This window comes from Rhodococcus sp. 7Tela_A2, assembly GCF_049311045.1.
GTDB lineage: Bacteria > Actinomycetota > Actinomycetes > Mycobacteriales > Mycobacteriaceae > Rhodococcus.
In genome coordinates, this window is the sequence record NZ_JAXION010000005.1 from 26,479 (window position 1) to 52,841 (window position 26,363).

General features: G+C 68.3%; 28 protein-coding genes and 1 riboswitch. Of the genes, 11 read left to right on the forward strand and 17 right to left on the reverse strand.

Going from position 1 to position 26,363, the window contains the following annotated elements; all coding sequences use genetic code 11:
- The first annotated feature begins 217 nt into the window (after window positions 1-217).
- On the forward strand, window positions 218-1,114 hold the full coding sequence (locus TVH25_RS01910) for a glycosyltransferase (RefSeq protein ID WP_422423237.1): 897 nt from the start codon (window positions 218-220) through the stop codon (window positions 1,112-1,114).
- Here TVH25_RS01910 and thpD read toward each other — a convergent pair.
- From thpD to TVH25_RS01925, 3 genes are all read right to left on the reverse strand, one after another.
- Window positions 1,078-1,968 (reverse strand): ectoine hydroxylase, encoded by an 891-nt coding sequence (thpD, locus tag TVH25_RS01915; protein WP_422423238.1) that lies wholly within the window; start codon window positions 1,966-1,968, stop codon window positions 1,078-1,080. The genes TVH25_RS01910 and thpD overlap by 37 nt on opposite strands.
- A gap of 160 nt (window positions 1,969-2,128) precedes the next feature.
- Window positions 2,129-3,133: an AraC family transcriptional regulator gene (locus TVH25_RS01920; RefSeq protein ID WP_169621203.1), complete on the reverse strand. Its 1,005-nt coding sequence runs from the start codon at window positions 3,131-3,133 to the stop codon at window positions 2,129-2,131.
- Window positions 3,134-3,136: 3 nt separating this feature from the next.
- Complete coding sequence (locus TVH25_RS01925; RefSeq protein WP_422423239.1) at window positions 3,137-4,333, reverse strand: pyridoxal phosphate-dependent aminotransferase; 1,197 nt, start codon at window positions 4,331-4,333, stop codon at window positions 3,137-3,139.
- A gap of 116 nt (window positions 4,334-4,449) precedes the next feature.
- On the opposite strand from TVH25_RS01925, the gene TVH25_RS01930 reads away from it, so the two are divergent.
- Window positions 4,450-5,040 carry a carboxymuconolactone decarboxylase family protein gene (locus tag TVH25_RS01930; protein ID WP_296551063.1) on the forward strand — a complete coding sequence of 197 codons (591 nt, stop codon included), beginning with the start codon at window positions 4,450-4,452 and terminating at the stop codon, window positions 5,038-5,040.
- Window position 5,041: 1 nt separating this feature from the next.
- On the opposite strand, the gene TVH25_RS01935 is transcribed toward TVH25_RS01930, so the two are convergent.
- Entirely contained in the window at window positions 5,042-5,458 is a 417-nt protein-coding gene (locus TVH25_RS01935) for a VOC family protein (protein WP_296551064.1), read from the reverse strand.
- 41 nt (window positions 5,459-5,499) lie between these two features.
- Window positions 5,500-6,420 carry an RNA polymerase sigma factor SigJ gene (sigJ, locus tag TVH25_RS01940; RefSeq protein ID WP_422423240.1) on the reverse strand — a complete coding sequence of 307 codons (921 nt, stop codon included), beginning with the start codon at window positions 6,418-6,420 and terminating at the stop codon, window positions 5,500-5,502.
- Window positions 6,421-6,497: 77 nt separating this feature from the next.
- On the opposite strand from sigJ, the gene TVH25_RS01945 reads away from it, so the two are divergent.
- Both TVH25_RS01945 and TVH25_RS01950 read left to right on the forward strand, forming a co-directional pair.
- Entirely contained in the window at window positions 6,498-6,989 is a 492-nt protein-coding gene (locus TVH25_RS01945) for an NUDIX domain-containing protein (protein ID WP_169621198.1), read from the forward strand.
- A gap of 134 nt (window positions 6,990-7,123) precedes the next feature.
- On the forward strand, window positions 7,124-8,110 hold the full coding sequence (locus tag TVH25_RS01950) for an LLM class F420-dependent oxidoreductase (RefSeq protein WP_422423241.1): 987 nt from the start codon (window positions 7,124-7,126) through the stop codon (window positions 8,108-8,110).
- A gap of 6 nt (window positions 8,111-8,116) precedes the next feature.
- Here TVH25_RS01950 and TVH25_RS01955 read toward each other — a convergent pair whose 3' ends face one another.
- The 4 genes from TVH25_RS01955 to TVH25_RS01970 form a co-directional block, all read right to left on the reverse strand.
- The gene (locus tag TVH25_RS01955) at window positions 8,117-8,680 is read right to left on the reverse strand and encodes a GNAT family N-acetyltransferase (protein WP_169621196.1); all 564 of its coding nucleotides are present in this window, start codon (window positions 8,678-8,680) and stop codon (window positions 8,117-8,119) included.
- 1 nt (window position 8,681) lies between these two features.
- A complete protein-coding gene (locus TVH25_RS01960) occupies window positions 8,682-9,368 on the reverse strand; it encodes a DUF3239 domain-containing protein (protein WP_422423242.1) in 687 nt (228 codons plus the stop codon).
- Window positions 9,369-9,454: 86 nt separating this feature from the next.
- Entirely contained in the window at window positions 9,455-11,113 is a 1,659-nt protein-coding gene (locus TVH25_RS01965; RefSeq protein ID WP_169621194.1) for a DNA repair helicase XPB, read from the reverse strand.
- Window positions 11,114-11,417: 304 nt separating this feature from the next.
- Window positions 11,418-11,597: a hypothetical protein gene (locus tag TVH25_RS01970; protein ID WP_169621090.1), complete on the reverse strand. Its 180-nt coding sequence runs from the start codon at window positions 11,595-11,597 to the stop codon at window positions 11,418-11,420.
- 338 nt (window positions 11,598-11,935) lie between these two features.
- Here TVH25_RS01970 and TVH25_RS01975 point away from each other — a divergent pair, with 338 nt between their 5' ends.
- Window positions 11,936-12,424 carry a hypothetical protein gene (locus TVH25_RS01975; RefSeq protein ID WP_422423243.1) on the forward strand — a complete coding sequence of 163 codons (489 nt, stop codon included), beginning with the start codon at window positions 11,936-11,938 and terminating at the stop codon, window positions 12,422-12,424.
- Between the two features lie 28 nt (window positions 12,425-12,452).
- Here TVH25_RS01975 and TVH25_RS01980 read toward each other — a convergent pair whose 3' ends face one another.
- Window positions 12,453-13,406 (reverse strand): helix-turn-helix transcriptional regulator, encoded by a 954-nt coding sequence (locus TVH25_RS01980; protein ID WP_422423244.1) that lies wholly within the window; start codon window positions 13,404-13,406, stop codon window positions 12,453-12,455.
- 93 nt (window positions 13,407-13,499) lie between these two features.
- On the opposite strand from TVH25_RS01980, the gene TVH25_RS01985 reads away from it, so the two are divergent.
- A complete protein-coding gene (locus tag TVH25_RS01985) occupies window positions 13,500-13,868 on the forward strand; it encodes a VOC family protein (RefSeq protein ID WP_296551070.1) in 369 nt (122 codons plus the stop codon).
- Window positions 13,869-13,910: 42 nt separating this feature from the next.
- Here the strand turns inward: TVH25_RS01985 and TVH25_RS01990 are convergent, their stop codons facing one another.
- Window positions 13,911-16,193, reverse strand: a complete 2,283-nt coding sequence (locus TVH25_RS01990) for a helicase-associated domain-containing protein (RefSeq protein WP_422423245.1) — start codon at window positions 16,191-16,193, stop codon at window positions 13,911-13,913.
- A gap of 60 nt (window positions 16,194-16,253) precedes the next feature.
- Between TVH25_RS01990 and TVH25_RS01995 the strand changes: the two genes are divergently transcribed.
- On the forward strand, window positions 16,254-16,442 hold the full coding sequence (locus tag TVH25_RS01995; protein WP_169621191.1) for a hypothetical protein: 189 nt from the start codon (window positions 16,254-16,256) through the stop codon (window positions 16,440-16,442).
- Between the two features lie 53 nt (window positions 16,443-16,495).
- On the opposite strand, the gene TVH25_RS02000 is transcribed toward TVH25_RS01995, so the two are convergent.
- The 3 genes from TVH25_RS02000 to TVH25_RS02010 all read right to left on the reverse strand — a co-directional run bounded on the left by TVH25_RS02000 (window position 16,496) and on the right by TVH25_RS02010 (window position 18,196).
- Window positions 16,496-17,077 (reverse strand): transglycosylase family protein, encoded by a 582-nt coding sequence (locus tag TVH25_RS02000; RefSeq protein WP_169621190.1) that lies wholly within the window; start codon window positions 17,075-17,077, stop codon window positions 16,496-16,498.
- Window positions 17,078-17,084: 7 nt separating this feature from the next.
- Window positions 17,085-17,317, reverse strand: a riboswitch (cyclic di-AMP (ydaO/yuaA leader).
- 247 nt (window positions 17,318-17,564) lie between these two features.
- Entirely contained in the window at window positions 17,565-17,957 is a 393-nt protein-coding gene (locus tag TVH25_RS02005) for a YccF domain-containing protein (protein ID WP_169621189.1), read from the reverse strand.
- Window positions 17,954-18,196: a hypothetical protein gene (locus TVH25_RS02010; RefSeq protein ID WP_169621188.1), complete on the reverse strand. Its 243-nt coding sequence runs from the start codon at window positions 18,194-18,196 to the stop codon at window positions 17,954-17,956. The genes TVH25_RS02005 and TVH25_RS02010 overlap by 4 nt, the downstream gene beginning before the upstream one ends.
- A 168-nt stretch (window positions 18,197-18,364) precedes the next feature.
- Between TVH25_RS02010 and TVH25_RS02015 the strand changes: the two genes are divergently transcribed.
- Window positions 18,365-18,778 (forward strand): cold-shock protein, encoded by a 414-nt coding sequence (locus TVH25_RS02015; RefSeq protein WP_296551088.1) that lies wholly within the window; start codon window positions 18,365-18,367, stop codon window positions 18,776-18,778.
- A 119-nt stretch (window positions 18,779-18,897) separates the two neighbouring features.
- Here the strand turns inward: TVH25_RS02015 and TVH25_RS02020 are convergent, their stop codons facing one another.
- The 3 genes from TVH25_RS02020 to TVH25_RS02030 form a co-directional block, all read right to left on the reverse strand.
- The gene (locus TVH25_RS02020) at window positions 18,898-19,392 is read right to left on the reverse strand and encodes a DUF2771 domain-containing protein (protein WP_240952269.1); all 495 of its coding nucleotides are present in this window, start codon (window positions 19,390-19,392) and stop codon (window positions 18,898-18,900) included.
- Window positions 19,389-21,068: an MFS transporter gene (locus TVH25_RS02025; RefSeq protein ID WP_296551072.1), complete on the reverse strand. Its 1,680-nt coding sequence runs from the start codon at window positions 21,066-21,068 to the stop codon at window positions 19,389-19,391. The genes TVH25_RS02020 and TVH25_RS02025 overlap by 4 nt, the downstream gene beginning before the upstream one ends.
- Before the next feature lie 97 nt (window positions 21,069-21,165).
- Window positions 21,166-21,987, reverse strand: a complete 822-nt coding sequence (locus TVH25_RS02030; protein ID WP_422423248.1) for a glutaminyl-peptide cyclotransferase — start codon at window positions 21,985-21,987, stop codon at window positions 21,166-21,168.
- Window positions 21,988-22,049: 62 nt separating this feature from the next.
- On the opposite strand from TVH25_RS02030, the gene TVH25_RS02035 reads away from it, so the two are divergent.
- Genes TVH25_RS02035 through TVH25_RS02045 form a run of 3 tightly spaced genes read left to right on the forward strand, consistent with a single transcriptional unit; the run spans window position 22,050 to window position 26,327 of the window.
- Window positions 22,050-22,982 carry a DUF3027 domain-containing protein gene (locus TVH25_RS02035; protein WP_169651902.1) on the forward strand — a complete coding sequence of 311 codons (933 nt, stop codon included), beginning with the start codon at window positions 22,050-22,052 and terminating at the stop codon, window positions 22,980-22,982.
- Window position 22,983: 1 nt separating this feature from the next.
- The gene (locus TVH25_RS02040) at window positions 22,984-25,791 is read left to right on the forward strand and encodes a sacsin N-terminal ATP-binding-like domain-containing protein (RefSeq protein ID WP_422423249.1); all 2,808 of its coding nucleotides are present in this window, start codon (window positions 22,984-22,986) and stop codon (window positions 25,789-25,791) included.
- A complete protein-coding gene (locus TVH25_RS02045; RefSeq protein WP_422423250.1) occupies window positions 25,788-26,327 on the forward strand; it encodes a phosphatase PAP2 family protein in 540 nt (179 codons plus the stop codon). Before TVH25_RS02040 ends, TVH25_RS02045 begins: the two co-directional genes overlap by 4 nt.
- Window positions 26,328-26,363 lie beyond the last annotated feature (36 nt).

A 26,363-nucleotide genomic window follows, 5' to 3' on the forward strand; every position in this document is an offset into this window, starting at 1 on the left:
GGAGCGAATGCAGGACGCACCGAAGCGCTCTGCAGATGCCGCACATGGCAAATGATTTGTGTACGAGCACCTTTCGGTCTGTCCGGCGTGCAGACGCACGTAGCCGGGTCACCGCCGGCGATCCCGCCCGAAACCCGTATACAGACAATAAGGATCAAACGGTAATCTGGGTGGTACGCAAAGAGAGCCGACCCCACTTGCGGTAGCGTGCCATCACATGGATGGGGAGGCACTGTCGATCGTCGTACCGGCTCGCAACGAGGAGCGGTACATCGGGCCATGCTTGTCGGCGCTTCTCCAGCAGCAAGAGGACATCCTCGAAATCATTGTGGTGGACAATAATTCCACCGACAACACGGTGCAGATCGTCGAAGCTGTCGCGGCCGGTAATCCGATCGTCCGGCTCGTGACGGAGAAGCGCCCCGGTGTCGCGTTCGCCCGCAACGCGGGATTCGATGCCGCCGAGGGTTCGATCTTCGGGCGGATAGACGCGGACACGCGTGTGCGCGCGGGGTGGGCGCGTACCGCACGGGAGTTCTTCGCCAGAGACGACGTGGCAGCGGTCGGCGCGGTCAGCGGTCTCAACAACTCGTACGACTCGCCCTACCGCGGGCTGAAGAAGCGGTACTACGAAAAGCAAGTCGCGAAAGGTCTGTTCGGCGGCGAACGCCGGGTCAACAACATCCACGGCGCCAACATGGTGATCAGGCGCTCCGCATGGGATCAGGTGCGGGAGGCGATCAGTACCGACCCCGGCATCCACGAGGACGTGGACCTCGCCCTCTGTCTGCGCGAGCACGACATCGAGATCGCCCAATTGACGGATCTGTTCGTCGACATCTCTCCCCGCCGGGCGCTGACCCCACCCCTGGAGTACATCGAGTACACCCGTTCCATGGTCCGAACCTACGATGTGCACGGCCTGCTGACCCCGGAGGTCGCACGCGTCGTGCGCCTGCAGTGGCTGGGTCACCTCGGCGTCTATGCCGCATATCGGCTCTACGACCCGGACCGAGGCCGATTCGCACTCTCGCGGGCCTTCTCGGGTGGTGTCGAACGTGCGATGCCCGTCTCGGATCAGACGAGCGGTGTGAAGTCCCGACTCCCCAGATAGGGCGGGCGCGGGTTCTTCGCTGCGAACGGCTCTACCAGGGTGTTCTCCACGCTGTTGAACACCACGAAGAGATTCGAGCGCGGAAACGGGGTGATGTTCCCGTTGGAGCCGTGCATGCAGTTGGAATCGAATACCGTTGCGGAACCTGCGGATCCCGTGAAGGTGGCGATGCCGTACTCGGCGGCCATCCGGGTGAGGCTGTCTTCGTCGGGAGACCCGGTCTGCGGCGCGTGGGTGACGAGCGACTCGCGGTAGTAGTCCTCCGGAGTCTCTCCCGCACACGAGACGTAGGTGCGGTGCGAACCCGGCATGATCATCAAACCGCCGTTGTAGCCGTAGTTCTCGGTCAAGGCGAGCGAGATGCTGAGCGCCCGTGGCTTGGGCATTCCGTCCTCGGCGTGCCAGGTCTCGAAATCCGAGTGCCAGTAGAACGGCCCGCCGCGGAAGCCTGGTTTGACGTTGAGTCGCGATTGGTGGATGTACACGTCGGAGCCGAGCAATTGCCGTGCAATCCCGGCTATTTCGGGACGGCGGACAATAGAGGCCACGAGATCGCTGAGCAGATGGACGTCGAAGATGGAACGGACGTCGCCGCTACCCTGCTCGCGGATCACACGCGCGTCGTCACCCAGTTCACCGCCGAGCCGTGATGTTTCTTCCAGGAGGTTTCCCACGTCGTTCCCGGGAAGAAGCGCTTCTGCAGTATGGAATCCTCGGCGGTCGTATTCGGTGACCGCCTCGGCGGGCAACGGCCCCTCGGCCGCACTTCCCCACACGACCGGATCCGGCCTCGCGAACGATTCGCACTTCGCTCGGCTCCGGGTCGGATACTCATCCTGTACCGCAGCGCGCATAACGGTGTTTCACCCTCTCCCAGGTCGACAGAGCTTCGCCTCCCAGACTTACCCACTCACCGCCACGTTATGCAACCCGGGTGGATTCCGTGCCGGTTCCGGGCACCGGGTTCCCGGGTGCGTCGTCGTGTCCCGGTAGGAGCGGGATTGCGAACCCCGGTTACCGCGGTGAGCGGTAACTGCTCGGGGTGTTGCCCGTCCACCGCTTGAACGCGCGCCTGAAGGCACTCGGCTCGGAGAACCCGAGTCGGGCCGAGAGGTCGTCGACCGACTCGCCGCGCCGCAGCCCGGCGATGGCGAGATCGCGGAGTACTTCCTCGCGCAATTGGCCGAGTGACGTGCCCTCCTGGCGCAGCAGCCGGCGGAGGTGAGGGGTGCTCACGGTGAGCATTCCCGCAATGTCCTCGGCGGTGGCAGTGCGTCCGTTGATTCCCGACTCGAAGATGCGGCGCACCTGCGACGACACGGTCGACTCGTAATCCCGTTCCGACAGAATGAGATTCGGGGAGTCGCGGAGATACTCGTCGAGCGACTCCTCCGACTGCACGAGCGGCGACGTCAGTGCGGAATTGTGGATTTCGAGCGCTGCGCGGCCCGCTCCGAAGGTCACGGGGACACCGAACATCGAATCGTAACTACGAGCAAGAACCGGATCCGGTTCGGCGTACGGCAACATCACCGATTCCAGCCGGACTCTGCCGCCGACCAGCCAGGCCGCGAAGCGGTGCAGCAGCATGAGGAGAAAGTCGACGGTGACGCGTGTCTTCTCGTCGACCACCTCCGGCAGCGCGACATCGAGGTACGTGGTGGTGTCACCCGGGGTCAGCGACAACTGGGGGAGCGACCGGACCACCCGGTTGACCTCGACCATGCGGCTGAGCGCGCGCGCGAGATCGGGGCAGTGGATCAGCGTCAGGCACATCACCCGGAACATTCCGCGAGGGACCGGACCGGGCGCCAGCCCGAACAGTTCGTCGTCCGTGATCTGCCACGCCATCTGGGTGAACCGGCTCACCTGTGCCGGCGTCAGGCGCGCGTGAGGGTGCGCGAGGACCGCGCGACTGATTCTGGCCGCGTCCAGCGCCGGTTGGAGATCGACTCCGGCGTCCGCGCCGGTGCGTACCGCCCGGGATACGAAGTCGGACGGAATGGTGGGCCGCGACATGATCTAGAGGGCCTCCTGCAGCGTGCGCAACCGATCTACCGCTTCCGCGAGCACGTCGTCCCGCTTGCAGAACGCGAATCTCACCAGATGGTTCCAGGCCTGCGTGTCGTCGACGAACACGCTCACGGGGACCGCGGCCACCCCGATCCGTTCCGGCAGTTCACGGCAGAATGCGACACCGTCGCGGTAACCGAGCGGCGTGAGATCGGCGCACACGAAATATGTTCCGGCCGAGTCGAGTACGCCGAACCCGGCGCCCTTCAATGCATCGGACAGCAGAGTGCGTTTGCGTTGCAGGTCGTCGCGCATCGACCTGATCCAGTCCTGCTCGTGGGTCAGGGCGTGGGCGACTGCGGGCTGGAAGGGTGCGCCGCCCACGAAGGTCAGGAATTGCTTCGCCGCGCGCACGGCGTCGATCAGCTCGCTGGGCCCGAGCGCCCAGCCGATCTTCCATCCCGTGACGTTGAACGTTTTCGCGGCACTCGACACGGTGACCGTGCGCTCCGCCATTCCCGGCAGAGACGCGAGCGGGATATGCCGGCGGCCGTCGAACACCAGGTGTTCGTACACCTCGTCCGACAACACCAGAAGATCGTGTTCGCACGCCAACTCGGCCAGGGCCGTCAGGGCCGTCTCGTCGTACACGGTGCCGGTGGGGTTGTGCGGGGTGTTGACGATGAGCATGCGCGTGCGGTCGGTGATCGCGGCGCGCAGGGCGTCCACGTCCAGCACGAAGCCGGCTCCCGCCCGGGCGAGCGGGACGGTGCGGCGAGTCGCGCCGGCTAGCGCGACCGCGGCGGCGTACGAGTCGTAGTACGGCTCGGTGAGCAGCACTTCCTCGCCCGGCTCGACGAGCCCGAGGACAGCCGCGCTGATGGCTTCGGTGGCTCCGACGGTGACGAGTACTTCGCAGTCGGGATCGTGTTCGATGCCGTAGCGGTCGGCGCGGTCCGCGGCGACGGCCTGCCGGAGCGCGGGAATACCCGACCCGGGCGGGTACTGGTTGACCCCGTCGGCGATGGCCTGTCGCGCGATCTCGAGCATCTGCGGTGGACCGTCGACATCGGGGAAACCCTGGCCCAGGTTGATCGCGTCGTGCCGGATCGCCAGGTCGGTCATCTCGGCGAAGATCGTCGAGGCGAACGGTCGTAGCCGGGCGACGGTGCGCACTGCCGCTGCCGGTCTCCTCGAATCAGCCACTCGTGAAGCCTATCGTCCGCCCTGTCACATCCGGGACGGCTGCCTCGTCAACAGTACGAACGGCTCGGCCGGGACCGGCGAGGAGTCCCGGGGCCGCGAGAAAACCGGAGGACGTCATGCCGCGAATCGAACCGGTCACCCCCGAACGGGCCGGCCTGGCCACCCGCGCGACCTATGCCTTTGCTGCGCGCCGCTACGGGGTGGTTCCCGAGCCGTTCGCGGTGCTCGCGCACCACCCGGCGTTGATGCGCGCGACCGGAGTACACGAGATGCTGGTCGAGCGAGCCTCGAAGGTGCTTCCGGCCAACGTGCGTGAACTCGCGGTGTACCGGGCAGCGTGGACTCTCGGATGTTCGTGGTGCGTCGACTTCGGCACGATGCTGCAGCGCCTCGACGGACTCGACACCGAGCGCCTCGCCCACATCGCCGACTATGCGACGTCGGACCTGTACAGCGACGACGAGAAGGCTGCGATCGCATACGCGGACGCGGTCACCGGGGATGTTGCCACCGCCGTGACAGACGAGCAGGTCGCGGATCTCGAACGGAGATTCGGGCGGGCCGGGGTGGTGGAACTGACCTATCAGATCGCTCTCGAGAACATGCGGGGCCGGATGAACTCGGCACTGGGCATCCAGGAGCAGGGCTTCAGCACCGATGCGTGTCGTGTGCCGTGGGCGGACGACGCTGCGGCGGCGGGGAAGTGAGTTACTCGGGTATCACGATCTCGGCGATCGAGCCCGGATTCCAGGCGACCTCCCAGCGAAAGCCGTCGGGGTCGGCGAAATAACCGGTGTAACCGCCCCACAGGCGGTCGGTGCCGCCCGACACCGGATCGGCGCCTGCCCGTCGGGCGGTCTCGAGCACGACGTCCACTTCGTCGCGGGTCGCGACGTTGTGGGCGAGGGTGACGGGTGGAACCCCGCTCCACGATGTCGGGCCGACCTCCGCCTCGAATTCGGTGCGGGCCCACAACGACAGGATCACGTGGGCGCCGACACGGATCATCACCACTTCGCCGGGTTCTTCGACCACTGCGGACCAGCCCAGTCCGTCCACGTAGAACTCCCGGGCGCGGTCGACGTCCTCGACGGCGAGGGTCACGAGACTGAGACGCTGGTCCATGCGCCCGACCCTAGCGGTGGCGCCGGGGTCCGGGCGACGGATCAGCGCCGGCCCAGGGGTACGAGAACGCCGCGCCGCAATTTCTCCGGGTTGGCCAGGTCGTAGGCGGCCCAGACCCGGCCGTCGCGAACCGTGCATCCCGTCACGCGGGGCGGGTATCCGCGCCGACCGTCGCCGCCGAGCCCGTGGTTGAGCAGGCCGAGTTCGCCGTTGACGCGGACCGGTTCGAACGCCGCGAACGACTCCGGGCCGTACCGGCGTATCAGCCCTGCGAAGAACCGGGCGAACTTCTCCGCACCGAACACCACGTTGAGTGCGGTCGAGGTGGTGCCACCGGCGTCTCCGATCAGCCGCGCATCGGGGTGCAGCGCCGCGATCACGCCGTCGATGTCTCCCGCGGCGAACGCCGCCACCAGCACGGCGACGGCGTTCTCGTGTTCGGCGGTGGGGGTCGGGGGCGGTGTGTCGGCCACGGCACGGCGAGCGCGGGAGGCGAGTTGCCGCGCCGCTGCCGACCCGATGCCGAGAACGGTCGCCACTTCGTCGAACGGCACACCGAACCCGTCGTGCAGCACGAACGCGATGCGCTGCGGCGGCGGCAGCACATCGAGGACGATCAGCGCGGCGAGCCGGTTGTCCTCGTGCTGCACCACCTGTTCGAGCGGGTCCGGCGGGCTGGTGCCGCCGAGTGGCGTGACAATCGGTTCCGGCAGCCACTGTCCCACATATTTCTCGCGCCGTACCGCGGCGGACCGGAGCTTGTCGAGGCACAGCCGGCCCACGACAGTGGTCAGCCACGCACGCAGATTGCCGATCTCGCCGGCATCGACGGTCGCGAGCCGGAGCCAGGAGTCCTGCACCGCGTCCTCGGCGTCGGCGACACTGCCCGTGAGCCGGTACGCGACCGTCAACAGGTGGGCGCGGTGTTCCTCGAATGATTCCGCAAGCCCGGACGCGCGCATATTCTCGATGCTACGAGCAGGATCACCGTCGCGGGCAGGACTCCGGGTGCATCCGACACGGTGCACGGAGGTGAGCGATGCCGGTGACGAGCGCAGGTCTGCTGCTCTACCGCGTCGACGACACCGGGCTGCTCGAGCTGTGGCTCGTGCATCCCGGCGGCCCGTACTGGACTGGAAAGGACACCGCCGCCTGGTCGGTGCCGAAGGGAGAGTACGGACCCGAGGAGGAGCCCCGCGAAGTCGCGACCCGTGAGTTCGAGGAGGAATGCGGCTTTCCCGCGCCGGACGTGCCGTTGTCGCTGCTCGGCCGTTATCGGCAGGCGTCGGGCAAGATCGTGAGTGTCTACGCCGGCGAAACCGACGCCGACCTCCGGTTCGTCTCGAGCAACACGTGCGAGATCGAATGGCCGCCCCGGTCGGGGAAGCGGCTGACGATTCCCGAAGTCGACGATGCCCGCTGGATCACGTTCTCCGACGCGGAAACCAAGCTGGTGAAGGGCCAGCGCCCGATTCTGGTGGCGCTGCGAGCACGGCTCGACGACGTGGGCCGCCGGTACCGCACCGAATAGGGCTGGCCTGTCGAGGTTTTCGCTGATTCTGACGCGTGCGTGCGCTCCCATCGGCGGAGCACACGGCATCGTCCGTACCGAATCGGGGGATACTTGCCCAGGCAACAAGATCGTCGACTCGAGTGAGGACCCACATGCGTTTCGGACTTTTCATCCCTCAAGGTTGGAGACTGGACCTGGTCGGTATCGATCCCGCCGATCAGTGGCCCGTCATGCGCGATCTCGCGTTACGCGCCGACAAGGGCCCGTGGGAATCGATCTGGGTGTACGACCATTTCCACACCGTCCCCGAACCCACCGACGAGGCCACCCACGAGGCGTGGACTCTGGTGTCCGCATTCGGCGCCGTGACCAGCCGGGTGCGGCTCGGTCAGATGTGTACGGCCATGAGCTACCGCAACCCTGCGTATCTCGCGAAGGTGGCTGCGACCGCCGACATCATCTCGGGCGGCCGCGTGGAAATGGGTATCGGGGGCGGGTGGTACGAGCAGGAATGGCGTGCCTACGGCTACGGCTTCCCGTCCGCCGGAGAACGTTTGCGCCGCCTCGACGAAGGCGTCCAGATCTTCAGGCAGGCCTGGACCACGGGCACGGCAACGCTCGACGGCAAGCACTACCAAGTCGACGGAGCGATTGTGCGTCCGCTGCCCCTCCAGGAAGGTGGGATCCCGCTCTGGATCGCCGGCGGCGGGGAAAAGGTGACGTTGAAGATCGCGGCGAAGTACGCGCAGTACACCAACTTCGACGGAACCCCCCGGGGATTCGCGCACAAGTCGCAGGTCCTGCGAGAGCACTGCGCCGAGGTCGGCACGGATTTCGATGCCATCGTGCGGTCCGCCAACTACAACGTCGCGATCGGACGGACGGAAGCGGAGGTGCAGGACAGGCTCGAGGCGCTGCGTGCACGACTCGAACCGATCGTCGGTGCCGAGAAGGCGGACGGGGCGCTGGACGCATTCCGGGGTATGCCCGCGGTGGGAACGCCCGAGCAGATCGTCGAGAACCTCACGGCGCTGAAGAAGCAGGGACTCGAGTACGCGATCTTCTACTTCCCCGAAGCGGCCTATGACACCACGGGACTCGAATTGTTCGAGCAGGAGGTGCTTCCGCACCTCGCGTAGGGGACGTCAGACCGGCCAACCGTCGGCCGGTTCGCGGGGGTCGCCGGGCAACAGGGCCGCCACCCACACGTCGCGCGGGACTCCCCGTTGCAGGAGGCCGTGTCGGGCGACCCCCTCGAACCGGAAACCGAGGCGGCGTGCGACGGCCGCGGACGGCACGTTGCCGACCAGCGCTCGCCACTCCACACGCCATGCCTGCAACCCGTGCCGGCCGAAAGCGAAGTCGCACACCAGACGTGCGGCGGCGGTGGCGAGTCCGCGGCCGCGGGCCTCGGGAGCCAGCCAGAAACCGATCTCGGGCGCTGCGCTGCCGTGCTGCACGAAACCGATCATTCCGAGCAGCGGGCCGTCACGACTCGTGCGGATTCCCCAGTCGGGAAAACCGTTGGCCCACTTGTGCGGAACGATGTCCTCCACGAACCTGACGGCGTCGGCACGGGTGTACGGGTGGGGGACTGTGGTCCATTTTGCGACCGCGGGATCACTACAGCCGTCGGTGATCGCGTCGATGTCCCCGCTTCCGGGGACGGACAGGACGACGGTGCCGTCGGTGAGGATCGAGGGCTGCATGTCAGCGCAGTTCCGGTGGAAGTTCCCTCAGGTCCAGTTCGACTCGTCGCTCGTCGCTGGCGTTGATCTCGTCCGCGGAAGACAGCTTGGACTTCAGCAGTTTCCATTCGGATTCGTCGATCGCCGCCGTGGCCTTCGCCAGGACCGCAGCATCACGAGTGGCCCACGCAAGAGGCATCGGGCTGACCATCTGCCACACCCCGGACTTGTTGCGTGTGGTGCGGTCGGAGAGCACGGCGACACAGGGAACCCGTTCGCCCACCTTCGCGCGGTGCCCCGGGATGGCCTGGACGTCCCGGGTGACGAGGGCGTAATGATGGCGCCCGGTGCCTTCCGCCGCGCCGTCGGTGGGCTTGGCGATATCGATCAGGGCGAGCAGGGTCAGACCACGGGCCCGGGTGGTCGCGACCAGCGCAGGAACCAGTGGGCTGTCGCGGTAGAGGTCTTCGATCGTGCCGACTTTGCGGGGAGCCCACAACGCGACCCACACCGACGTCACCGCGGCCACGACGAGCACCGATCCGACGATGTACGACCAGGCGTGGCCGAGGACGAAGAGCCACACCGCACCCGCGGCGCACAACAACGCGACGATCACCGCGGATCGTCGCAGACTGCGCACCTCCGCGAGCGTCTGGTTCACGGCTTTCGCGTGGGGCAGGTCGACGGGAAACTCGAATCGGCGCACGTGATCCAGCATATCGGCCACGCGCGCGGCCACGTTCACCGGAAGCATCCGGCTGGCGGGCGCGCCCGCTCGGTGGCCGGCGGGTCTCAGCCGATCTGCGGTCCGAGAAGATCGTCGGCGTCGGTGATCCGGTACGCGTACCCCTGTTCCGCGAGGAACCGCTGCCGGTGGGCGGCGTACTCGGCGTCGAGGGTGTCGCGGGCGACCACGGAGTAGAAGTGGGCCTGCCCGCCGTCGTGCTTGGGTCGCAGCAGCCGGCCCAGACGCTGGGCTTCTTCCTGCCGGGACCCGAACGTTCCGGACACCTGCACGGCGACCGACGCCTCGGGCAGGTCGATCGAGAAGTTCGCGACTTTCGAGACCACGAGCACGCCCAGCTCGCCCGCCCGGAACCGGTCGAACAGCGCTTCGCGTTCCTTGTTCCGTGTCGACCCCTTGATCACCGGGGCGTCGAGAGCGGCACCCAGCTCGTCGAGCTGGTCGATATAGGCGCCGATGACGAGCGTGGGAGCACCGGCGTGTTTCGCGAGAATCGACTCCACCACCGGGATCTTGGTCCGGGCGGTCGAGCACAGCTTGTACCGCTCCTCCGGCTCGGCGACCGCGTAGGCCATCCGCTCCGCGTCGGTGAGCGTGACTCGCACCTCGACGCAGTCCGCCGGGGCGATCCACCCCTGGGCCTCGATGTCTTTCCACGGCGCGTCGTAACGCTTCGGGCCGATCAGGGAGAACACATCGCCTTCACGACCGTCCTCGCGCACGAGGGTCGCGGTCAGGCCCAGCCGGCGACGCGACTGGAGGTCGGCTGTCATCCGGAACACCGGTGCGGGAAGCAGATGCACCTCGTCGTAGATCATCAGGCCCCAGTCCCGGGAGTCGAACAGCTCGAGATTGCGGTACTCGCCCTTCGTCTTGCGGGTGATCACCTGATACGTGGCGATCGTGACGGGCCGGATCTCTTTCCTTTCCCCGGAGTACTCGCCGATCTCCTCTTCGGTGAGGGAGGTGCGCGCGATCAGTTCGCGTTTCCACTGCCGCCCCGCGACGGTGTTGGTCACCAGGATCAGGGTCGTGGCACCGGCTTTCGCCATGGCTGCTGCGCCGACCATTGTTTTCCCGGCCCCACACGGCAACACCACGACCCCGGATCCGCCGGCCCAGAACGCATCCGCCGCCATCTCCTGGTAGTCACGCAGATGCCAGGGGTTCGATTCCATGTCGAGGGTGATCGGGTGCGCCTCACCGTCGACGTAACCGGCAAGATCCTCGGCGGGCCAGCCGATCTTGAGCAGCATCTGCTTGACGCGGCCACGCTCGCTGGGGTGCACCACGACGGTGTCGTCGTCGATGCGGGCGCCGAGCATGGGCGCGATCTTCTTGTTTCGGAGCACCTCTTCGAGAACCGCACGGTCCAGGCTCACCAGGGTGAGGCCGTGGACGGGGCTCTTCACCAGTTGCAGTCGCCCGTAGCGGCCCATGGTGTCGACGATGTCGACGAGCAAAGGTTGGGGGACCGCGAAACGCGAGTGACTGACCAGCGCATCGACGACCTGCTCTGCGTCGTGGCCCGCGGCCCGCGCATTCCACAGGGCGAGCGGTGTGACCCGATAGGTGTGGATGTGCTCCGGGGCGCGCTCGAGTTCGGCGAACGGCGCGATGGCTTGTCGGGCTTCGGCGGCACGTGGGTGGTCGACCTCGAGCAGCACGGTCTTGTCGGACTGGACGATCAAGGGTCCGTCGGCCACGAATGCCTCCTGGGATAGAGAGTAGAACTCTCCTATTCTCCTGACTGGAGACGCGATCCGCCACCCACGGGCCGCGTGTGCCGCCGACGTCACCCCGTGAGAGAGCGACGTACCTCCATCAAGCACACCAGCGCCTCGGAAATTCCGGAGCGATAGCCCGCGTCCTTTTCCGACAGTGCCGGTGAAGAATCCAATTCGTGCTCGAGGCGTTCCTGAATTCTATCCAGGGCCGACATCGTCCTTTTCACTTGTGAAATCCTGTCTTCTGATTCTTTGTTGCCGAATTGCTGAAAAAACCCGAGGGTCACACCATCCGGGAGAATTCACCGGCCTGCGCGTCGAGCACGAAAAGGCGTGCCCGCGCGAGTGCGGACCGGAAGCCGTGCGCGAAGGGCGACGGCGAACCGTCGTCCCCCGCGCGCTCCGAAATGTCTGTGAACTGCTCGTACAGGTCGTCCAGCAGGGTGGCTGAGGATGTGGTCACTCTGTGTCCCGAGGTGGTCGTGCGCCGGAAAGCCGTCAGTGCCGCTTGCGCTTCTTGATGAATTCGGTGTCGTCGGTCTGTTTCTGGCGCTTTTCCGCGCGCCGTTCCTTGAGGGACTGCGACGGTTTCTTGAGAGTTTTGCCCTTGTCGGCCATTGTCGTTCCTTTCGGGAATGGTCGAACACTCGACAAGTCCAGACCATAACCCATTTACAGAAAAAAGCCAGTCGCGCAGGAAAGGGTCGGTCCGCACCGCGATACCGCACGAAAAGGTGACGGCGGTAGGTTGTGACGGCGAACACCGTGCCGCACCCGCGCGGTCGGGCGAAGGAGGATGTCGTGCACGGTGAACAGGCACATGCGATCGACGCGCTGCCGCAGTCCCTGGGGCGGCTGCGGACGCGGTTCTCCGAGTTGCGGGCTCCCGCCCCGGCAGATGTGCAGGGGACATACCGCGCCGTCTTCGTGGGTCCGGCACTCCTCCGCGCGGTCGCGCCGCGCGCCATCGCCCTCGGGGGCATGCGCGGCTGGCACGGTAAGCGTTTCGACGGTGCGGGCGGCGCCGTCAATGTGCTTCGCGACGGCGACGGCGCCCTGCGCGACAGCCTGCCCGCCACGATCTCGACCGACGCGTCGTGGCTCGACGGCAGCGAAGCCTTGGTCGTCTCCTACGGAACCGGACCCCAGGGGTCCGCGCCGGTGCCCTGGCGCTGGGTGCGCGACGAGTTCCGCTCCCTCGACGACGGCACGCTGCTCGGACTGACCTTCGTGGGCGGACCGTGGTCCCGCCTCGCGGCGTCGCCGTTCGCGCTCGTCCGCGAGCGGTGACCAGGCGCCGGCCCCAGCCTGCCGGGGGTCACGTCGTGGGGGTGTGCCGCCGCACGAGATCCGATGCGAGCTCGGCTATCCGCCGCCGCGCGTCCGCAGGCGTGAGAACCTCGAGGTGATCTCCGAACTGCAGAAGCTGTCGCACCGACTCGATGTCCGGGTAGACGATCCTCACGGCACACCAACCGTCCTCGGGGGGTTCGACGTCTTCGAGCCGCGAACCCAGAATGCGTCCGGCGAGGTCGAGCCGATCTTCCCGTAGCCGCGCCCGCACGGCGACCCGGCCCGGTGTCTCGGTGCGCCGCACCAGCCCGGCCCACACCGAGCGGAGGTCGTGGCCCGAGCGGAGTCTCGCCGGTTCGGAAAGGGTCTCGTAGCTGTCGAGCCGCTCCAGACTGAACAGTCGTGGTCGTTGCTCGTCGTCGGCGACGAGGTACCACCTGCCCGACTTCGCCGCCAGGCCGTACGGATCGACGACGAGGGACGAGGCGCGGTCGTCGCCGCTGCTCCGATAGCGCACCCACAGGCGGGGCCGATTCAGGAGATCGAGCGCCAGGTCGGCCACGCTCGCCGTATCCCGCTGCGGAGCGAGCCAGCCGGCATTGTCGACGACGACGAGATCGGCCAGGCTCGGTCCGGTCCCCGTCGCGGCCCTGCGCGCCGCGATCTTGCGGTCGGCCATGTCGCGGGATCCGTCCAGGCCCAGCTGTGCGAGTTGCGCCCGATCGAGGCCCGCTATCGACAACGCCTCCATCTCCGGGGGCTCGAGATGGGAGGCGTTCAGGCGCGCCCCGGGGAGCAGGACGATGCCCCCGTGCCGGCCACGTTCGGCGTAGACGGGCACGCCGGCAGCCGAAAGCGCTTCGACGTCCCGCAGGACCGTACGACGGGATACCTCGAGCCGTTCGGCCAGCTCAGTCGTAGACACGCGCTGACGCGTTTGCAGGAGCAAGAGCAGTGCGAGCAGTCGAGTGGCCTTCACGAATCCCGATTCTCACGGAAAACATGACAGGTTCTGACGCGATTGCGCGGTTGAGTCGGTCCCGTCCGAGCAACGAAGTATCGAGGAGGACCGATGCCCGCACCCAACCTGTTTCTCGTCTACGTCCGCGACGCGGCCGCGGCGACGGCGTTCTACCGCAACCTGTTCGACATCGAACCGGTGTTCGTCAGTCCCCGCTACGTCGCGTTCGGGGTGGCTCCGGGGGTGGAGTTCGCACTGTGGTCCGGCCGGAGCGACCACGCGACCCCGGGCACGCCCCGCACCTCCGAGATAGGCCTCACCGTTCCGGGGCCCGCCTCCGAGGTGGACGAGATCTTCTCGCGGTGGAGTGCCACCGGCGTCGAGGTCGTCGAGAAGCCTCACGACGACGTCTACGGCCGCACCTTCGTGATTGCGGACCCGGACGGAAACCTGATCCGGGTCGCGCCGGTGGACGGCTAGCCGGTCGAAGGGATCAATGTGCCCGCGGGGAAGCGGCGGTCGTCAGTCGACGAGCGCAACCGATGTCACGCGGTGCAGCACGAAACTGCGGACGGTCCCCGAGGCGGGATCGAAGGCTTCGAGTTGCCCACCGCCGACAGCAACGGGATCGACGATGCGGCGGGTCGCCACGCCCTGCGCGTCGACGTAGCCGAGTGTGATGCTGCGGTGTGCGTGCAACGCGAGTTGCAGCAGCGCGAGGGTCGCTGCGCCTCCCGTTCGGCTGCCGTCCCCGCGAGCGGAGGCACCCGACGACGCGGACTCCGTACGGTCTCCGGCACGCAGGGTACGGACGAGGGTCGCGAGTTGTTCCTCGTTCGGAGGCATGGGCCCCGCGTAGCGCGCGCGGGTCCGGGGCACCGTGCCCCGCGCTCCGCGCGGCCGCAGCTCGACGCCCGTGCCCGCCGAGTCCTCGCCCGCGGGGGAGAACCCCGCGGCACGCAACTCGGCGAGTACCTCGGCGAGCGGCGCCTGCGAGATCGCCACGGTCGGAGCGACGGCGCGCAGGGCGAGGGTGGCCGCAACGGGCGCGGAGAGCACCTCCGCCAGCAGGGCGGGATCGTCGGCGCGGACGAACGAACTCGCCACTCCCGCTCGCAGCCGTCCGTGCCGTCGGGCGACGTCGTCGATCAGGTAGGTGAGCGCCTGTGGCACCGGGGTGCGGGAGTGGGCGGCGAACAGTGCGTGCAGGTCACCCGCGCCCACCCCGGCGTCGAGCGCCCGCCGCACACTGGCATCGCTGATCCGGTACACGGTCGCGGCACCGGCCGACTCGATATCGGCGACCAGCGCGATCCGGTCGGCGAGTTCGGGCACGAGACGACCGGGAGCAACGATCGTCAGGTCGGCCTGGACGAGTACGTAGTCGACAGCCTCCGGCAAGGCCGCGGCGATCTCCGACTCGGCGTCTCCGCCGTGCAAGAGGGCCTTCCCGGCGGAGGAGAGGCTGTCGTGTGCGACGAGGGCGAGTGCGGTGGCTTCCCGGATGGTTTCGGTGACGGTGTCGAGGTCGAATCGGCCCGCCCAGCGCGGCCTGCGCCACGCCGCGACGGCGCGGATCTCTGCGACGGTGGGCGCGGAGCCGGGGACGTCCGCGAGAACTTCCAGCAGTAGCCGCCTGTCGCGGACGGCGGTCGTGGATTTCACTTCGTCGGACAGCGCCGCGATCGGCTTGTCGTTCTGGTCGCGTCGGCCCGCGAGCCACGGTCGGCGGGACATGTCCAGCCACGCGCCCGCCAGAACGGCCCAGCGGTGAGCCGGGGGAGCCGCGAGCCAGCCGTCGGCCGACGTGGTGGGGGCCCAGTAGTCGTCGATATCTCCCGGCGGAGGAGGGTCGGGAATACCGCGGGCGAGGAGACCGGCAGCAGCGAGCACCTCGACGAGCAGCGCCGCGTGCTGGTCCTCGATACCCACGGCCTTCGCAAGACGGTGGAGTTCGCGTACTCCCAGCCCTCCGGCCTTCAGAACGGGGGCGGGTTGCTCGCCGAGCGTCGACAGAAGATTCTCGCAGTGCCGGAGGAGTTCGAGCGCGGCGCCGGCAGCGGTCGCATTGACATCGGCGAGTGTGCGGACGGCTTTGGAGGCGCGGGGTGCGGTCAGCGAGCCGGGATCGAACGGCGCATCGCCGCGGATCGCCTGGCCCACCCGATGCGGCAGTTCCACGGTCTCGTCGTCGATTCGGACGAGCAATCCGGCGGCGAGAAGTCTCTGGACGGGCCGGTCCTCGGGAGTGCCCGGTGCGGCGTCACGGGTGCGTCCCACCGGCGAGGTCCGGGCGAGGGTGTCGAGAATGCTGCGCTGCGAGGGTTCGAGCTCGGCGAGCATCTCCTCGACTTCCTCCCGGGACGGCAGGTCGGCGTCGCCGGCCCGGCCGATCCGCCACGGAACGGCGTCCACGGATGCGGCGACGAGCCGCAGCGCGTCGGCGGGACCCCACACGAGCAGCAACCCTCGGAGCTTGTCGAGTATGCGGTCGGTCGCCTTGGCGCCGAGACGACCGCCGAGCGCGTCGAGGAGCGTGCTTCGGGGCACGGCGGCGTCCACGGCACCGAGGCCCGCCAGAGTGGCAATGATCCCGAAGTCGGCGGTGGTCAGTTCGTCGGCGGCGCGAAAGACCGAAGCCCGCTGCTGCGCGCGACTCGCCAGAACAGTCATCGTCGCAGGTGGGGGCACGACCAAGTCGGGCCGCGCGTGCAGTGCAGCAGCCAGTTCGGTGTCTCGCCGACCGGACAGCCACCGGGCGAGGGAGTCCGGTGCGGTGTCGGGTGCAGGCGTGGTCGAGGTCATCCGTTTCAGATTAGAGACCTGAGGTGGCCCACCACGAACTCACCTGCCAAAATGAGCGGCATGGCTACCTCTTCGAAGAAACAGTATGTCGACCACGGATGGCCGGAGCTGGCCGACGGAGACCATGCGGTCACCGAGTTGTCCTCCACGCGTTCCGGCCCGCTTTCGCCGTACGGCGAGGACATGGTCTTTCCGCTGCCGGTCGAGGACCTGCCCTACACGCATCCCCGCACGGTCATCAACCGCTGATTCTTCGTCCCGCCCCCGCGCGGGGGGGGGGGCTCTTTCGTGTCTGTGGGGACTTACTGGGGGAGAACGGCGCGAACGGCGTCGAGGACGCTCGGATCGAGCTGGATGCCGGCGTCCTGGAGAGCCTCGACGCCCTGCTCGAAGCCGGCGATGATGTTCTGAGCCTCGGGCGGCAGTGCGGGAGCCTCGGGCAGCTGCGGCACGGGGTTGCTGACACTCGGTGCCGACGGTGCGCTCGGAGTGGCGTCGACGGCGCGTTCCGTCGGAGCGCTGGACAGGCCCAGGCTCGAGGAGCACGACGGCCATGCGCCCCATCCCTGGCCGGCGAGCACGCGCTCGGCGACAGCGATCTGCTGCTCGCGGCTGGCCTCTGCTGCGGTCGGGGCGTAGTCGCCACCGCCGTAGGCGTTCCAGGTGCTGGGGGAGAACTGCAGGCCACCGTGGTAGCCGTTACCGGTGTTGATAGCCCAGTTGCCGCCGGACTCGCACTGTGCGAGGCGATCCCAGTCGGAGTCGGGGGCTGCCGCAGCCGTGCCGCCGAAGGCGACGCCGGTGACGCCGAGAACGGCGCCGGTCAGCGCGAACTTCGCGACGGTACGACCGGTGTTGGAGGGCTTGCGATGGCGTCCGCTCATGTTCCGAATTTCCTCTCCGTACGCACCTACGAGGTCAGCTGTCGGGTTCGGGCTGAAGAGGTAGCCCGGCCGTCGCGTCCCGTCTGTGACGGTTCGCACGCTCCGTGGAGCGGTACGGCTTCACCCCTAGGGTCGTTGCTCGCGCATCGGCCCGGGCCTCCTGGAAACTGTCCGGCGAACCGGGCGATTTCCTGGGAGACCGGTTGGGTCCCCCGTTTCCTGTCCCCGTGGATCTTTCGTCGGGACCTCCGAGTCCGCGGGACAGGAATTTGGCGCGGCGGATTCGGACCGGCCGAGCCAGGCGGTTCGACCGGTCATGACCGTAACGGTTGGGCGGGGGAGTGTCACCATTTGATAACGCACGACTAGTCCGGCCGGGCCTGGGGTAGATGGGCGCACGCGTCGGAGAAGGCGCAGGTAGCCGCGGGCGTTGCGACTCAAACCTGTTTCGAGTCTCGTTTGTTACTGCACCGTGATGTGACTAAGGTCACAGGTATTGCGGGCGTGAATCCACCGAAACGATTTCCTTGCCGAGCGGCATCAGAGAGATCGGGACCATCTTGAGATTGGCGATGGCCAGGGGGATGCCGATGATCGTGATCGCCATGGCGATCGCGGTGGTGATGTGGGCGAGGGCCAGCCAGATGCCCGCGACCAGGATCCAGATGACATTTCCGATGAGCGACGCCGCGCCCGCGCCCGGCCTGTCCACGGTCGTCTTGCCGAACGGCCACAGCGCGTAGACGCCGATCCGGAACGACGCGATGCCGAACGGGATCGTGATGATGAGGATGCAGCAGATCACACCGGCGAGGAAATAGCCGAGGGCGAGCCACAGGCCGCCGAAGATCAACCAGATGATGTTCAGCAGGACCCTCATGTATTCCGTCCGTTCCGGGCGCGACGGCCCGACTGCAGGGCGAACCCGATAGCGAGAGCGAAACCGAGCGGCCACGCCAGGGTGAGGAGATAGAGCACCAGACCCGGTGTCCCATCGGTGAGCGCGGGGATCAAGAAGATGGCGACGACCGCGACGATGCCGACGGCGAAGCACGCCACCGCGGCCTTCAGGAGGCCGTTGCGGGGAGGTTTGGGGGAAGCGGAGGAAGAAGTGCCCACGCGTCCACGGTAGTCCTCTGCGGACGGAACCGGGCAAATGGCTCGGGGTACACTGGGAATCGTCTACGCGTCCCGCTCCAACCGAGTCGGGGCGCGTTGTGCATGTCCAGTTGTTGTGCAATCCACGCGTGCCCACGGGGCGCGGCTGTCGAGGAGCGGGTGAGCGCGGTGCCAACCGGCAAGGTGAAGTGGTACGACGTCGAAAAGGGATTCGGGTTCCTGTCCCAGGACGACGGTGAGGACGTCTACGTCCGCGCCTCCGCGCTGCCGGACGGCGTCGAGGCCCTCAAGCCCGGGCAGCGTGTCGAGTTCGGCATGGCAGTGGGCCGACGGGGTCCGCAGGCGCTCAAGGTCGAGTTGCTCGAGCAGCCGACGCTCCGCCAGACCGCCGGCCGGCGCGAGGCAGCACCCCAGCAGAAGCGGCGTTCGCCCGACGAATTGCACGGCATGGTCGAGGACATGATCAAGCTGCTCGAGGCGACGGTTCAACCCAACCTGCAGCGGGGACGCTACCCGGACCGCAAGGCGGGGCAGACGATCTCCGAGGTCATGCGCGCGATTGCCCGGGAACTCGATCACTGATTTCCGACGCGGCTGTTCGTCGGCCTTACGCCTGTGGCGCATCGGATCCGGAAACGGACCCGATGCGCCATTCGCTTTTTCGGACTACTGCGCGCCGGCGCCGATCCGACGGTCTGGGGTCAGAACGTCTGAATAGCCCAGACAGCGTGCGCGATCGGTTCGCCCGCCTCGTCGACGACGGCCGACGGGAGCTGGACTTCCACGCCCAGCAACTGCATCGACGGGTCGCTGGGCACGGTCACGGCCCGCTGCGCGCCGGACTCGAACATGACGCCGTCCAGGAACGTCTCGCCGGTCTCGACGTCGCCGTACACCGCGATGAGGCGCCACGGAGCGTCGGAGATCTCCGCGGGAAGCGACAGCTGGAGCGGGTAGCCCGCCGGCACGGACAGCGTCGTGATCGCGTTCTCGGTGCAGTCCTCCAGATAGAGGTTGCAGTACTGGGTGGGGTCCGCGGTCACCGCGGTACCGGCGGCGTAGGCGGTGATCTGGGGCGGCGTGGGCTCGGCGGAGTCGACGAGCTTCCACACCACCACGGTGAAAGCCGCCGCGACGACCACGAGGGCCACCACGATCACTCCGATCGTCTTCTTCGTCCGAGCTTGCAGGTTCATCGATTCCCATTTCCGGTTGCGTGTCCACCGGGGCGAACGGTCCGCCCGGTGCCTGTCTCTGTGGAGACGTGTTCTGGCCTGCGCCCGCCGAGTCCCGGCAGGAGTGTGCTCCCACGGTAGGTGAGCAGAGTCTGTGCGAAACCGAGGATCAGGATGACCGTCACCACGGAAAAGCCGAGCCACAACTCGGTGGGGAGCAGTACGCCCATCGCGCCGCCGAAGACCCAGCTCAGCTGGAGTACGGTCTCGGACCGGCCGAAACCGGACGCGATCGACTCTTCGGGAAGGTCCTGCTGGAGCGACGCGTCGAGAGACACCTTCGCCAGCGCGCTCGCGCATGCGGCGACGAGCGCGGCGAGCGCGGCGGCGAGCACATGATCGGTCGCGGCGACGATCGCGGCGACGATCACCACCGCGGCGGCGCAGCGCACCACGATCACCGCGGGGCGTCCCAGCGTCAGCCGCGCACCCGTCGCGTTGCCGGCGAAGTTGCCGATCGCGGCAGCGGCGCCGACCAGGCCGAGGGTCGCGGCCTGCATGATCGGATCGTGGTCCGTCGTGGCCTTCGCGACGAACGCGATGAACAACGTCAGAAACCCGGTGAGAACGCGGATCGTGCCGTTGCCCCAGAGACCGGTGACAACCGTCCTGCCGAGTGGTTGTTTCCGTTTGCCGTTGCCCGTGTGGATGACTTCGGTTTTCGTGTCGAGCACTTCGGTCGGTGCCTCGGACCCGCGGTACGACAGCGTCGCGGGAACTTCACCTTCGGTGACCTCCACCCACGCGGGGATCCGCATGCTGAGGTAGGCGCCGAACGCCGCGATGGCGGCGCACAGCCACAGCGCACCCGACGAGCCGAACGCCCAGGCGGCGGCCGCGGCGACGGCACCGGCGCCGATCGTGCCGCCGACCAGACCGAACACGGTCAGTCGCGAGTTGACGCGCACCAGGTCTATCTCGGGTGGCAGCACTCGGGGCGTCACCGCGGATTTGAGCACGGCGAACGATTTGCTGAGCACCATCATCGCCAGCGCCGCGGGATACAGCGCCCAACTGTCGAAGTTGAACACCAGGACCACCGCCAGCACCGTCCGCAGTGCGAACGACGTCGCGAGCGCCAGACGCCGCCCGTGCTGGAGGCGGTCGAGCAGCGGCCCGATCAGGGGAGCGATGACCGCGAACGGCGCGATGGTGATGAGGAGATACAGCGCGACCTTGGTCTTGTCCTCCCCGGTCGCGGCGGAGAAGAACAGGGTGTTCGCCAGTGCCACCGCGATGGCCGCGTCGGAGGCGAAATTCGCCATCGTCGCGTAGGTCAGCGCTGTGAGTCCCGACTTGTCGGCGCCGTCCGCCGTCGCTGCTCTCCGGAAGGTCGCGATGCCTTTGTGGGTGAGTTCGCGGCTGCGCAGCGCGGCAACCCGGGTCACCGTCAGCTTGCGAGGTATCCGTGGAGCCCGCGGCGGCGCCTCGGACGACGAGCGATCGCCGTCGCGGCCGCCCGCGGCTTTCGTTCCTGGCGGTCGCGCGGTCTCGTCGAGGGGATGGAGCGGAGGCAGGGGCGTGCGGCGTCCCGACACGCGTCGAGGCGGCGGGTAGTTGCTGTAGCCCGGATGCCGCGAGCCCGGGGCACGGCCGTCCGCCCTGTCGGGGCTAGCTTGCTCGTGCGGCTCGGTCACGTGATCGATTCTTCCCCACGACGCGCCCTGCGTGCAGGCGGGCATGCCGTGGAGTCGCCCACCACGGGCGAGCACCGCCCGCGCGCTGCGAAGGCGATCACGGCACGAAACGCACTTCGAACAGGGCGGGCCAGTACTTGCCGGTCACCAGAAAGCGATCCGTGCCGGGTATCTGCGCGATTCCGTTCAGTACGTCGACAGCACCCGCGTCCTCGGCAGGCAACTCGTCGCGCAGTGCAGAAGCGTCGATCTGTGCCTCCACCCGCCCGGTGGCCGGGTCGATGCGCAGGATCTCGTCGGTCTTCCACACGTTCGCGTAGACCGTGCCGTCCTCGGCGCACTCGAGTTCGTTCAGTTGCGAGACCGCGCGACCGTCACGGTGCACGGTGACCTGCCCTCGTTCGGCGAAGGTGACCGGATCGCGGAAGGTCAGTTCCGACGATCCGTCGCTCATGACCAGGTCGTCGGATCGGGCGCACAGCCCCCAGCCCTCTCCGTCGATGTCGACACGGCGACGCTCGCCGAGGGTGTCCCGGTCGCGGGCCAGTGCCACGCCGTCCTTCCATGTCAGTTGCCAGACCGTGTCGCCCGCCACCGTGATGCCCTCGCCGAAGAGGTCGTCGTCGAGCTCTACGCGGGTCCGGTCGTCCGGTGCGATCACGGCGGGCACCGTCGAGGTGTCGAGCGGACGCGCCGAGAGCCACGACCGCCCCTCGAGTCCGGTTCCCTCCAGGAGTTCGCCGCCGTCCACCTCGAGTCCCTGGGTGAACGCGCCCGGGTCGTGCGGATGGGTCGCGAGGACTTCCACCCGGAGTTGCTCGGGCGGTTCACCCGGCTCCGCGACCTGTCTGTCCGCACATCCCGCGACGGCCGCCCATGCCGTCAGGACGAGCGTGGCGGAGAGGAAAAGGCGGCGCACGCGCTCATCATGGCATCAGGTTCCCGCTACCCGGGGGCGCGCCGCCGGGGTGGTGCGGCAGAATGGGCTTCGTGAGTGTTGTGCCTTCTGCCACTGCCCCCGGTACGGATCCTGCGGTCGACCCCGCGGTGCGATCTCTGCTCGCCGGGGCCGTCGACGTCGCCCGAACCGCGCTCGTCGAACTCGGAGAGGGCGGAATCGGTGCATATCTGGGCGTGACCTTCGAGAACGAGTACGCGGCCACGCACCGCTTCGCGGCGGAACTTCCCGGGTACCGCGGGTGGCAATGGGCCGTCGTGGTCGCGGCGGTTCCGGGTTCGGACCATGTGACGCTGAGTGAACTCGCGTTGCTGCCCGGGCCTGATTCGCTGATCGCCCCCGCGTGGGTTCCGTGGAACGAGCGGATCCGGCCCGGTGACCTCGGACCGGGTGATCTGCTCGCGCCGGTTCCCGATGATCCCCGTCTCGTGCCCGGCTATGTGCAGTCCGGCGATCCGGAGGTCGACGAGACCGCCCTCGAGATCGGGCTGGGCCGCAAGCAGGTGATGAGCCTCGAAGGACGTCTCGAGGATGCTCAGCGCTGGTACGAGGGCGACTACGGCCCGAACTCGGAAATGGCCAAGGCGGCTCCTTCCACGTGCGGGCTGTGCGGCTTCTACCTCCCGCTCGCCGGATCGCTGCGCGCCGCGTTCGGCGTGTGCGGAAACGAGTTCGCTGCCGACGGGCACGTCGTGCACGCCGAGTACGGATGTGGTGCGCACTCGGACACGACCCTTCCCACGGGCGCAGGCTCGCCGCAGTACTCCGCGTACGACGATGCGGCCGTGGAGATCGTCGAGATTCCGCGCGCCCGCACCGAGAGCGACTCGACCGAGACGAGCGACCCGGCCGAGAAGGCCACCTCGGATGAGGAAGACGCCTCGGACGGGAAAGACGTCTCCACCGAGGTGAACGACGCGACCGAGAAGAACGACGCGACCGGGCAGACCGACTGACGTGCCGGCCCCAGACTCCGCGGATCCGTTCGGTACCGCGGCGCTCCGGGACGGCATCGTCGCGGCGTGGCGGTCGTCGCCCACTCGGTTGCGTGAGGACGCCGCCACCGAAGCCGACTATGTTCGCGCGGGTTACCGCGACCGGGTTCTCACCGAACTCGCCCAGAACGCTGCCGACGCCGCCACTCGCGCCGGCATCGCCGGTGAGATGCGGGTCTGGTGCGACGGCGACGCGCTCCACGTCGCGAACGTCGGAGAACCACTCGACGAAGCCGGATTGCAGGCACTGACGGCGCTGCGCGCGTCCAGCAAGAAGCAGGGCGTCGGGCAGTTCGGCGTGGGTTTCACAGCCGTCCTCTCGGTCGCCGGCGAGATCGAGGTGCGCTCCCGCACCGGGTCCGTTCGCTTCTCGGAATCCCGCACACGCGACGTCCTCGCCGAACACGATCTTCCGGTGCCCACATCGGGGATCCCGGCCCTGCGACTGGCGTGGCCCACCGACACCGCACCCACTGACGGCACCGACACGGAGGTCGTGCTGCATCTCAGGCCGGACATCGACGCGCAAGGTCTGCTCGACCGCTTCCGCGACGAGGCGGCCGACGTACTGCTCGAACTGCCGGCCCTACGCACCGTGGTCGTCGACGGGCACGAACTGACACGCACGGAGGCACCGCTCCCGTCCGGGCTGCACGACGTGCGGATCGGGGAACTGCGCTGGTGGGAGTACCGCGGCTCGTCTGCGCGGTGGCTCGTGCCGGTCGTGCGCGGCCGGGTTCGGCCCGTCACCGCCGACGTGCTTCGAGCACCCACTCGCTCCGACGAGGAACTGTCCCTGCCGGCGCTGGTCGTCGCCGATGTGGCGATGCAGCCGGACCGTCGCCGGATGCTGCCGGGCGGACACCTCGAGACGGCGGGCGAGGGTTATGCGTCCTTCGTCGCGGCACTGCCGGCCGACCAGCGACTCGACCTCGTGCCCACGCCGGGCTTCGCGCGCAGCGACGCCGACCACCGACTGCGTGAAGCGGTGCTCGACGATCTTCGAAGCCGGCCGTGGTTGCCCGCCGCCGACGGCAGTGCAGACCTGTTGCCGTCGCGCGCGGTCGCATTTCCGGGTCTCACCGACGAGCTGGCAGAGGTGCTCGCCGACATCGTTCCCGGGCTGATCTCGCCCGCGCTGTGTACGCCGCGCTGCGCTCCGGCCCTTGCCGCGGTGGACGTCCAGCTCATCGGCCCCGCGCGACTCGCCGAACTGCTCTCCGGCCACCACCGAGAACCGCACTGGTGGAACTCGCTGTACGAGGCGCTGATGCCGCTCGTCGTCGACGGGGTGGTCGCGGAGGAACTCGCCTCCCTGCCGGTCCCGTTGTCGGACGGGCGCACGGTGACCGGTCCCCGCACCACGGTGCTGGCCTCCGACCTGCCCGAGGTCCGGGACCTGGCGTTGCCGTGGGTGCGGCTCGTGCATCCCGACGCGGCCCATCCGCTGCTCGTGCGGTTGGGCGCGGGCACCGTGAGCGCCGCCGATCTCCTGTCCGACCCGGCGCTCGTCGCGGCGGTCGAGGACGCCGACCTCGACGATCCCACGGACGACACTCCCGCGACGCTCGCCGATGTCGTCCTGCGACTGGTCACGCATGTGCCTGCGAGTGCCGTTCCCCGCGAGCTGGGCGCCCTGCCACTGCCCGACGCGCAGGGCGAACTCACCCCGGCGGACGAGTTGCTCCTGCCCGGCGCACCGCTCGCGGAGGTCCTCGTCGACGACGCCCCGTTCGGCACCGTCGCGTCGGACGTCGTCGAGAAGTACGGTGCCGATGCACTCCGCGCAGTCGGGGTCGGGTGGGGATTCACCGTCCTGCGAGCCGAGTTGCCCACCGGACCGGACCACAACCTGCCCGACGAGGACCTGTGGTGGGAGACGGTCGACACCGATCCGGACACGCTTGTGGCGGTGCGTGACCTCGACCTGGTCGACGAGGACCGCTGGGCGCAGGCACTCGCCCTGCTGGCGTCCGACCCGGCGACCGCCGCGGCACTCGCCGACCGCACCGGGTACACGGCGTGGTGGCTGCGCAACGAAGCGATCCTCGACGGGCAACGGCTGGGCCGGTACCGATGGGCCGACGACACCACCTTCGAAGGCCTGCTCGACCCGTGCACACATCCCGATGCGGACGCGTTCCGCAGCTGTCTCGCCGGTGACGGACTCGACGACCTCGATCTCGCTCAGACTCTCCTTGACCGGCTGGCCGACGCGGCACGTCACCCCACACCTGCGGTGATCGTCGCCGCCCACACGACTCTCGCCCGCGCGTTCGCGTCCGGCACCGTCGAGGCCGACGCCGTGACACTGCCCGACGGTGTTCGGGCCGTATCCGGGGCGGTGGTCGACGCCGCCGACGCGCTGATCCCGGACCGGCCGTGGTGGGCCGGGGTGATTCCGCCCGATCGGCTCGTCACGGGTGCGGCGGGAACCGCGTCGGCACTCGCCGATCTTCTCGACCTGCCGGTCGCCTCGGCTGTGGTCACGGCCGAGCCCACCCGGCAGGGCCGAACCACGACGTGGGACCGCGAACCCGCTGCGGTCGCCGCCACGGTGATGACGGGCGCACCCCTCCCGAAGGGCCGGCTCGTCCTGCACGACCGGCTCACCGTTCGCTGCTCCGGTGCCTTGACCGGCGACCACGACGTGTCGTGGTGGGTCGACGCCTCGGGAACGACCCACAGCACCGTCGAGGGGTTGGTGCCCGCTGTCGCGGCGGTAAGCAACGCGCACGCTGTCGCGGGACCGGACGGCACAGGATCGTGAGCCCCGACGCCGATGTGCTCGAGTGGGCGGTCACCGTCCGCGAGCCGTGGCTGACGTCGCTGATGACCGGCATCACGCACACCGGCGGTGTCGGCGCCACCATCGTGCTCGCCCTGATCGCTGCGGTGCTGCTCATGCGGGCCGGCAGGACGGGCGACGCAACTCTGGTCGGCGGAGCCGTGCTGACCGGGTGGCCGGTGATGTCCCTGCTGAAAAACCTGTTCGGGCGGACCCGCCCACCCGAACCGGAGCGGTTGATCGTGATCCAGACCGAATCGTTCCCGTCGGGTCACGCGATGATGACCGCCATCCTCGCGACGGTGCTCGCCGTCGTCGTGGTGCGGACCTGGCCGCGCGGGGACCGGCGGCGGATCGCCGCGTTCACCGTCCTGGCCACCTACTCCCTGGTCGTGGGGTTGTCCCGGATCTACCTCGCCGCGCACTGGACGACCGACGTGGTCGCGGGCTGGATCTGCGGGGTCGCGTGGGCATTGCTCTGGGTGTGGTTTCTCACTCGGGTGCGCCCGGCCCGATGAGCGCCGCCGGGTCCGTTCCGGCGTACCGGCGGCTCG

Bases quoted from the DNA above. Each gene is read 5' to 3' on its own strand.
- TVH25_RS01910 (WP_422423237.1), top strand. From the start codon at position 218: ATGGATGGGGAGGCACTGTCGATCGTCGTACCGGCTCGCAACGAGGAG.
- thpD (WP_422423238.1), bottom strand. From the start codon at position 1,968: ATGCGCGCTGCGGTACAGGATGAGTATCCGACCCGGAGCCGAGCGAAG.
- TVH25_RS01920 (WP_169621203.1), bottom strand. From the start codon at position 3,133: ATGTCGCGGCCCACCATTCCGTCCGACTTCGTATCCCGGGCGGTACGC.
- TVH25_RS01930 (WP_296551063.1), top strand. From the start codon at position 4,450: ATGCCGCGAATCGAACCGGTCACCCCCGAACGGGCCGGCCTGGCCACC.
- TVH25_RS01935 (WP_296551064.1), bottom strand. From the start codon at position 5,458: ATGGACCAGCGTCTCAGTCTCGTGACCCTCGCCGTCGAGGACGTCGAC.
- sigJ (WP_422423240.1), bottom strand. From the start codon at position 6,420: ATGCGCGCGTCCGGGCTTGCGGAATCATTCGAGGAACACCGCGCCCAC.
- TVH25_RS01945 (WP_169621198.1), top strand. From the start codon at position 6,498: ATGCCGGTGACGAGCGCAGGTCTGCTGCTCTACCGCGTCGACGACACC.
- TVH25_RS01950 (WP_422423241.1), top strand. From the start codon at position 7,124: ATGCGTTTCGGACTTTTCATCCCTCAAGGTTGGAGACTGGACCTGGTC.
- TVH25_RS01955 (WP_169621196.1), bottom strand. From the start codon at position 8,680: ATGCAGCCCTCGATCCTCACCGACGGCACCGTCGTCCTGTCCGTCCCC.
- TVH25_RS01985 (WP_296551070.1), top strand. From the start codon at position 13,500: ATGCCCGCACCCAACCTGTTTCTCGTCTACGTCCGCGACGCGGCCGCG.
- TVH25_RS01990 (WP_422423245.1), bottom strand. From the start codon at position 16,193: ATGACCTCGACCACGCCTGCACCCGACACCGCACCGGACTCCCTCGCC.
- TVH25_RS01995 (WP_169621191.1), top strand. From the start codon at position 16,254: ATGGCTACCTCTTCGAAGAAACAGTATGTCGACCACGGATGGCCGGAG.
- TVH25_RS02000 (WP_169621190.1), bottom strand. From the start codon at position 17,077: ATGAGCGGACGCCATCGCAAGCCCTCCAACACCGGTCGTACCGTCGCG.
- TVH25_RS02005 (WP_169621189.1), bottom strand. From the start codon at position 17,957: ATGAGGGTCCTGCTGAACATCATCTGGTTGATCTTCGGCGGCCTGTGG.
- TVH25_RS02020 (WP_240952269.1), bottom strand. From the start codon at position 19,392: ATGAACCTGCAAGCTCGGACGAAGAAGACGATCGGAGTGATCGTGGTG.
- TVH25_RS02035 (WP_169651902.1), top strand. From the start codon at position 22,050: ATGGGCTTCGTGAGTGTTGTGCCTTCTGCCACTGCCCCCGGTACGGAT.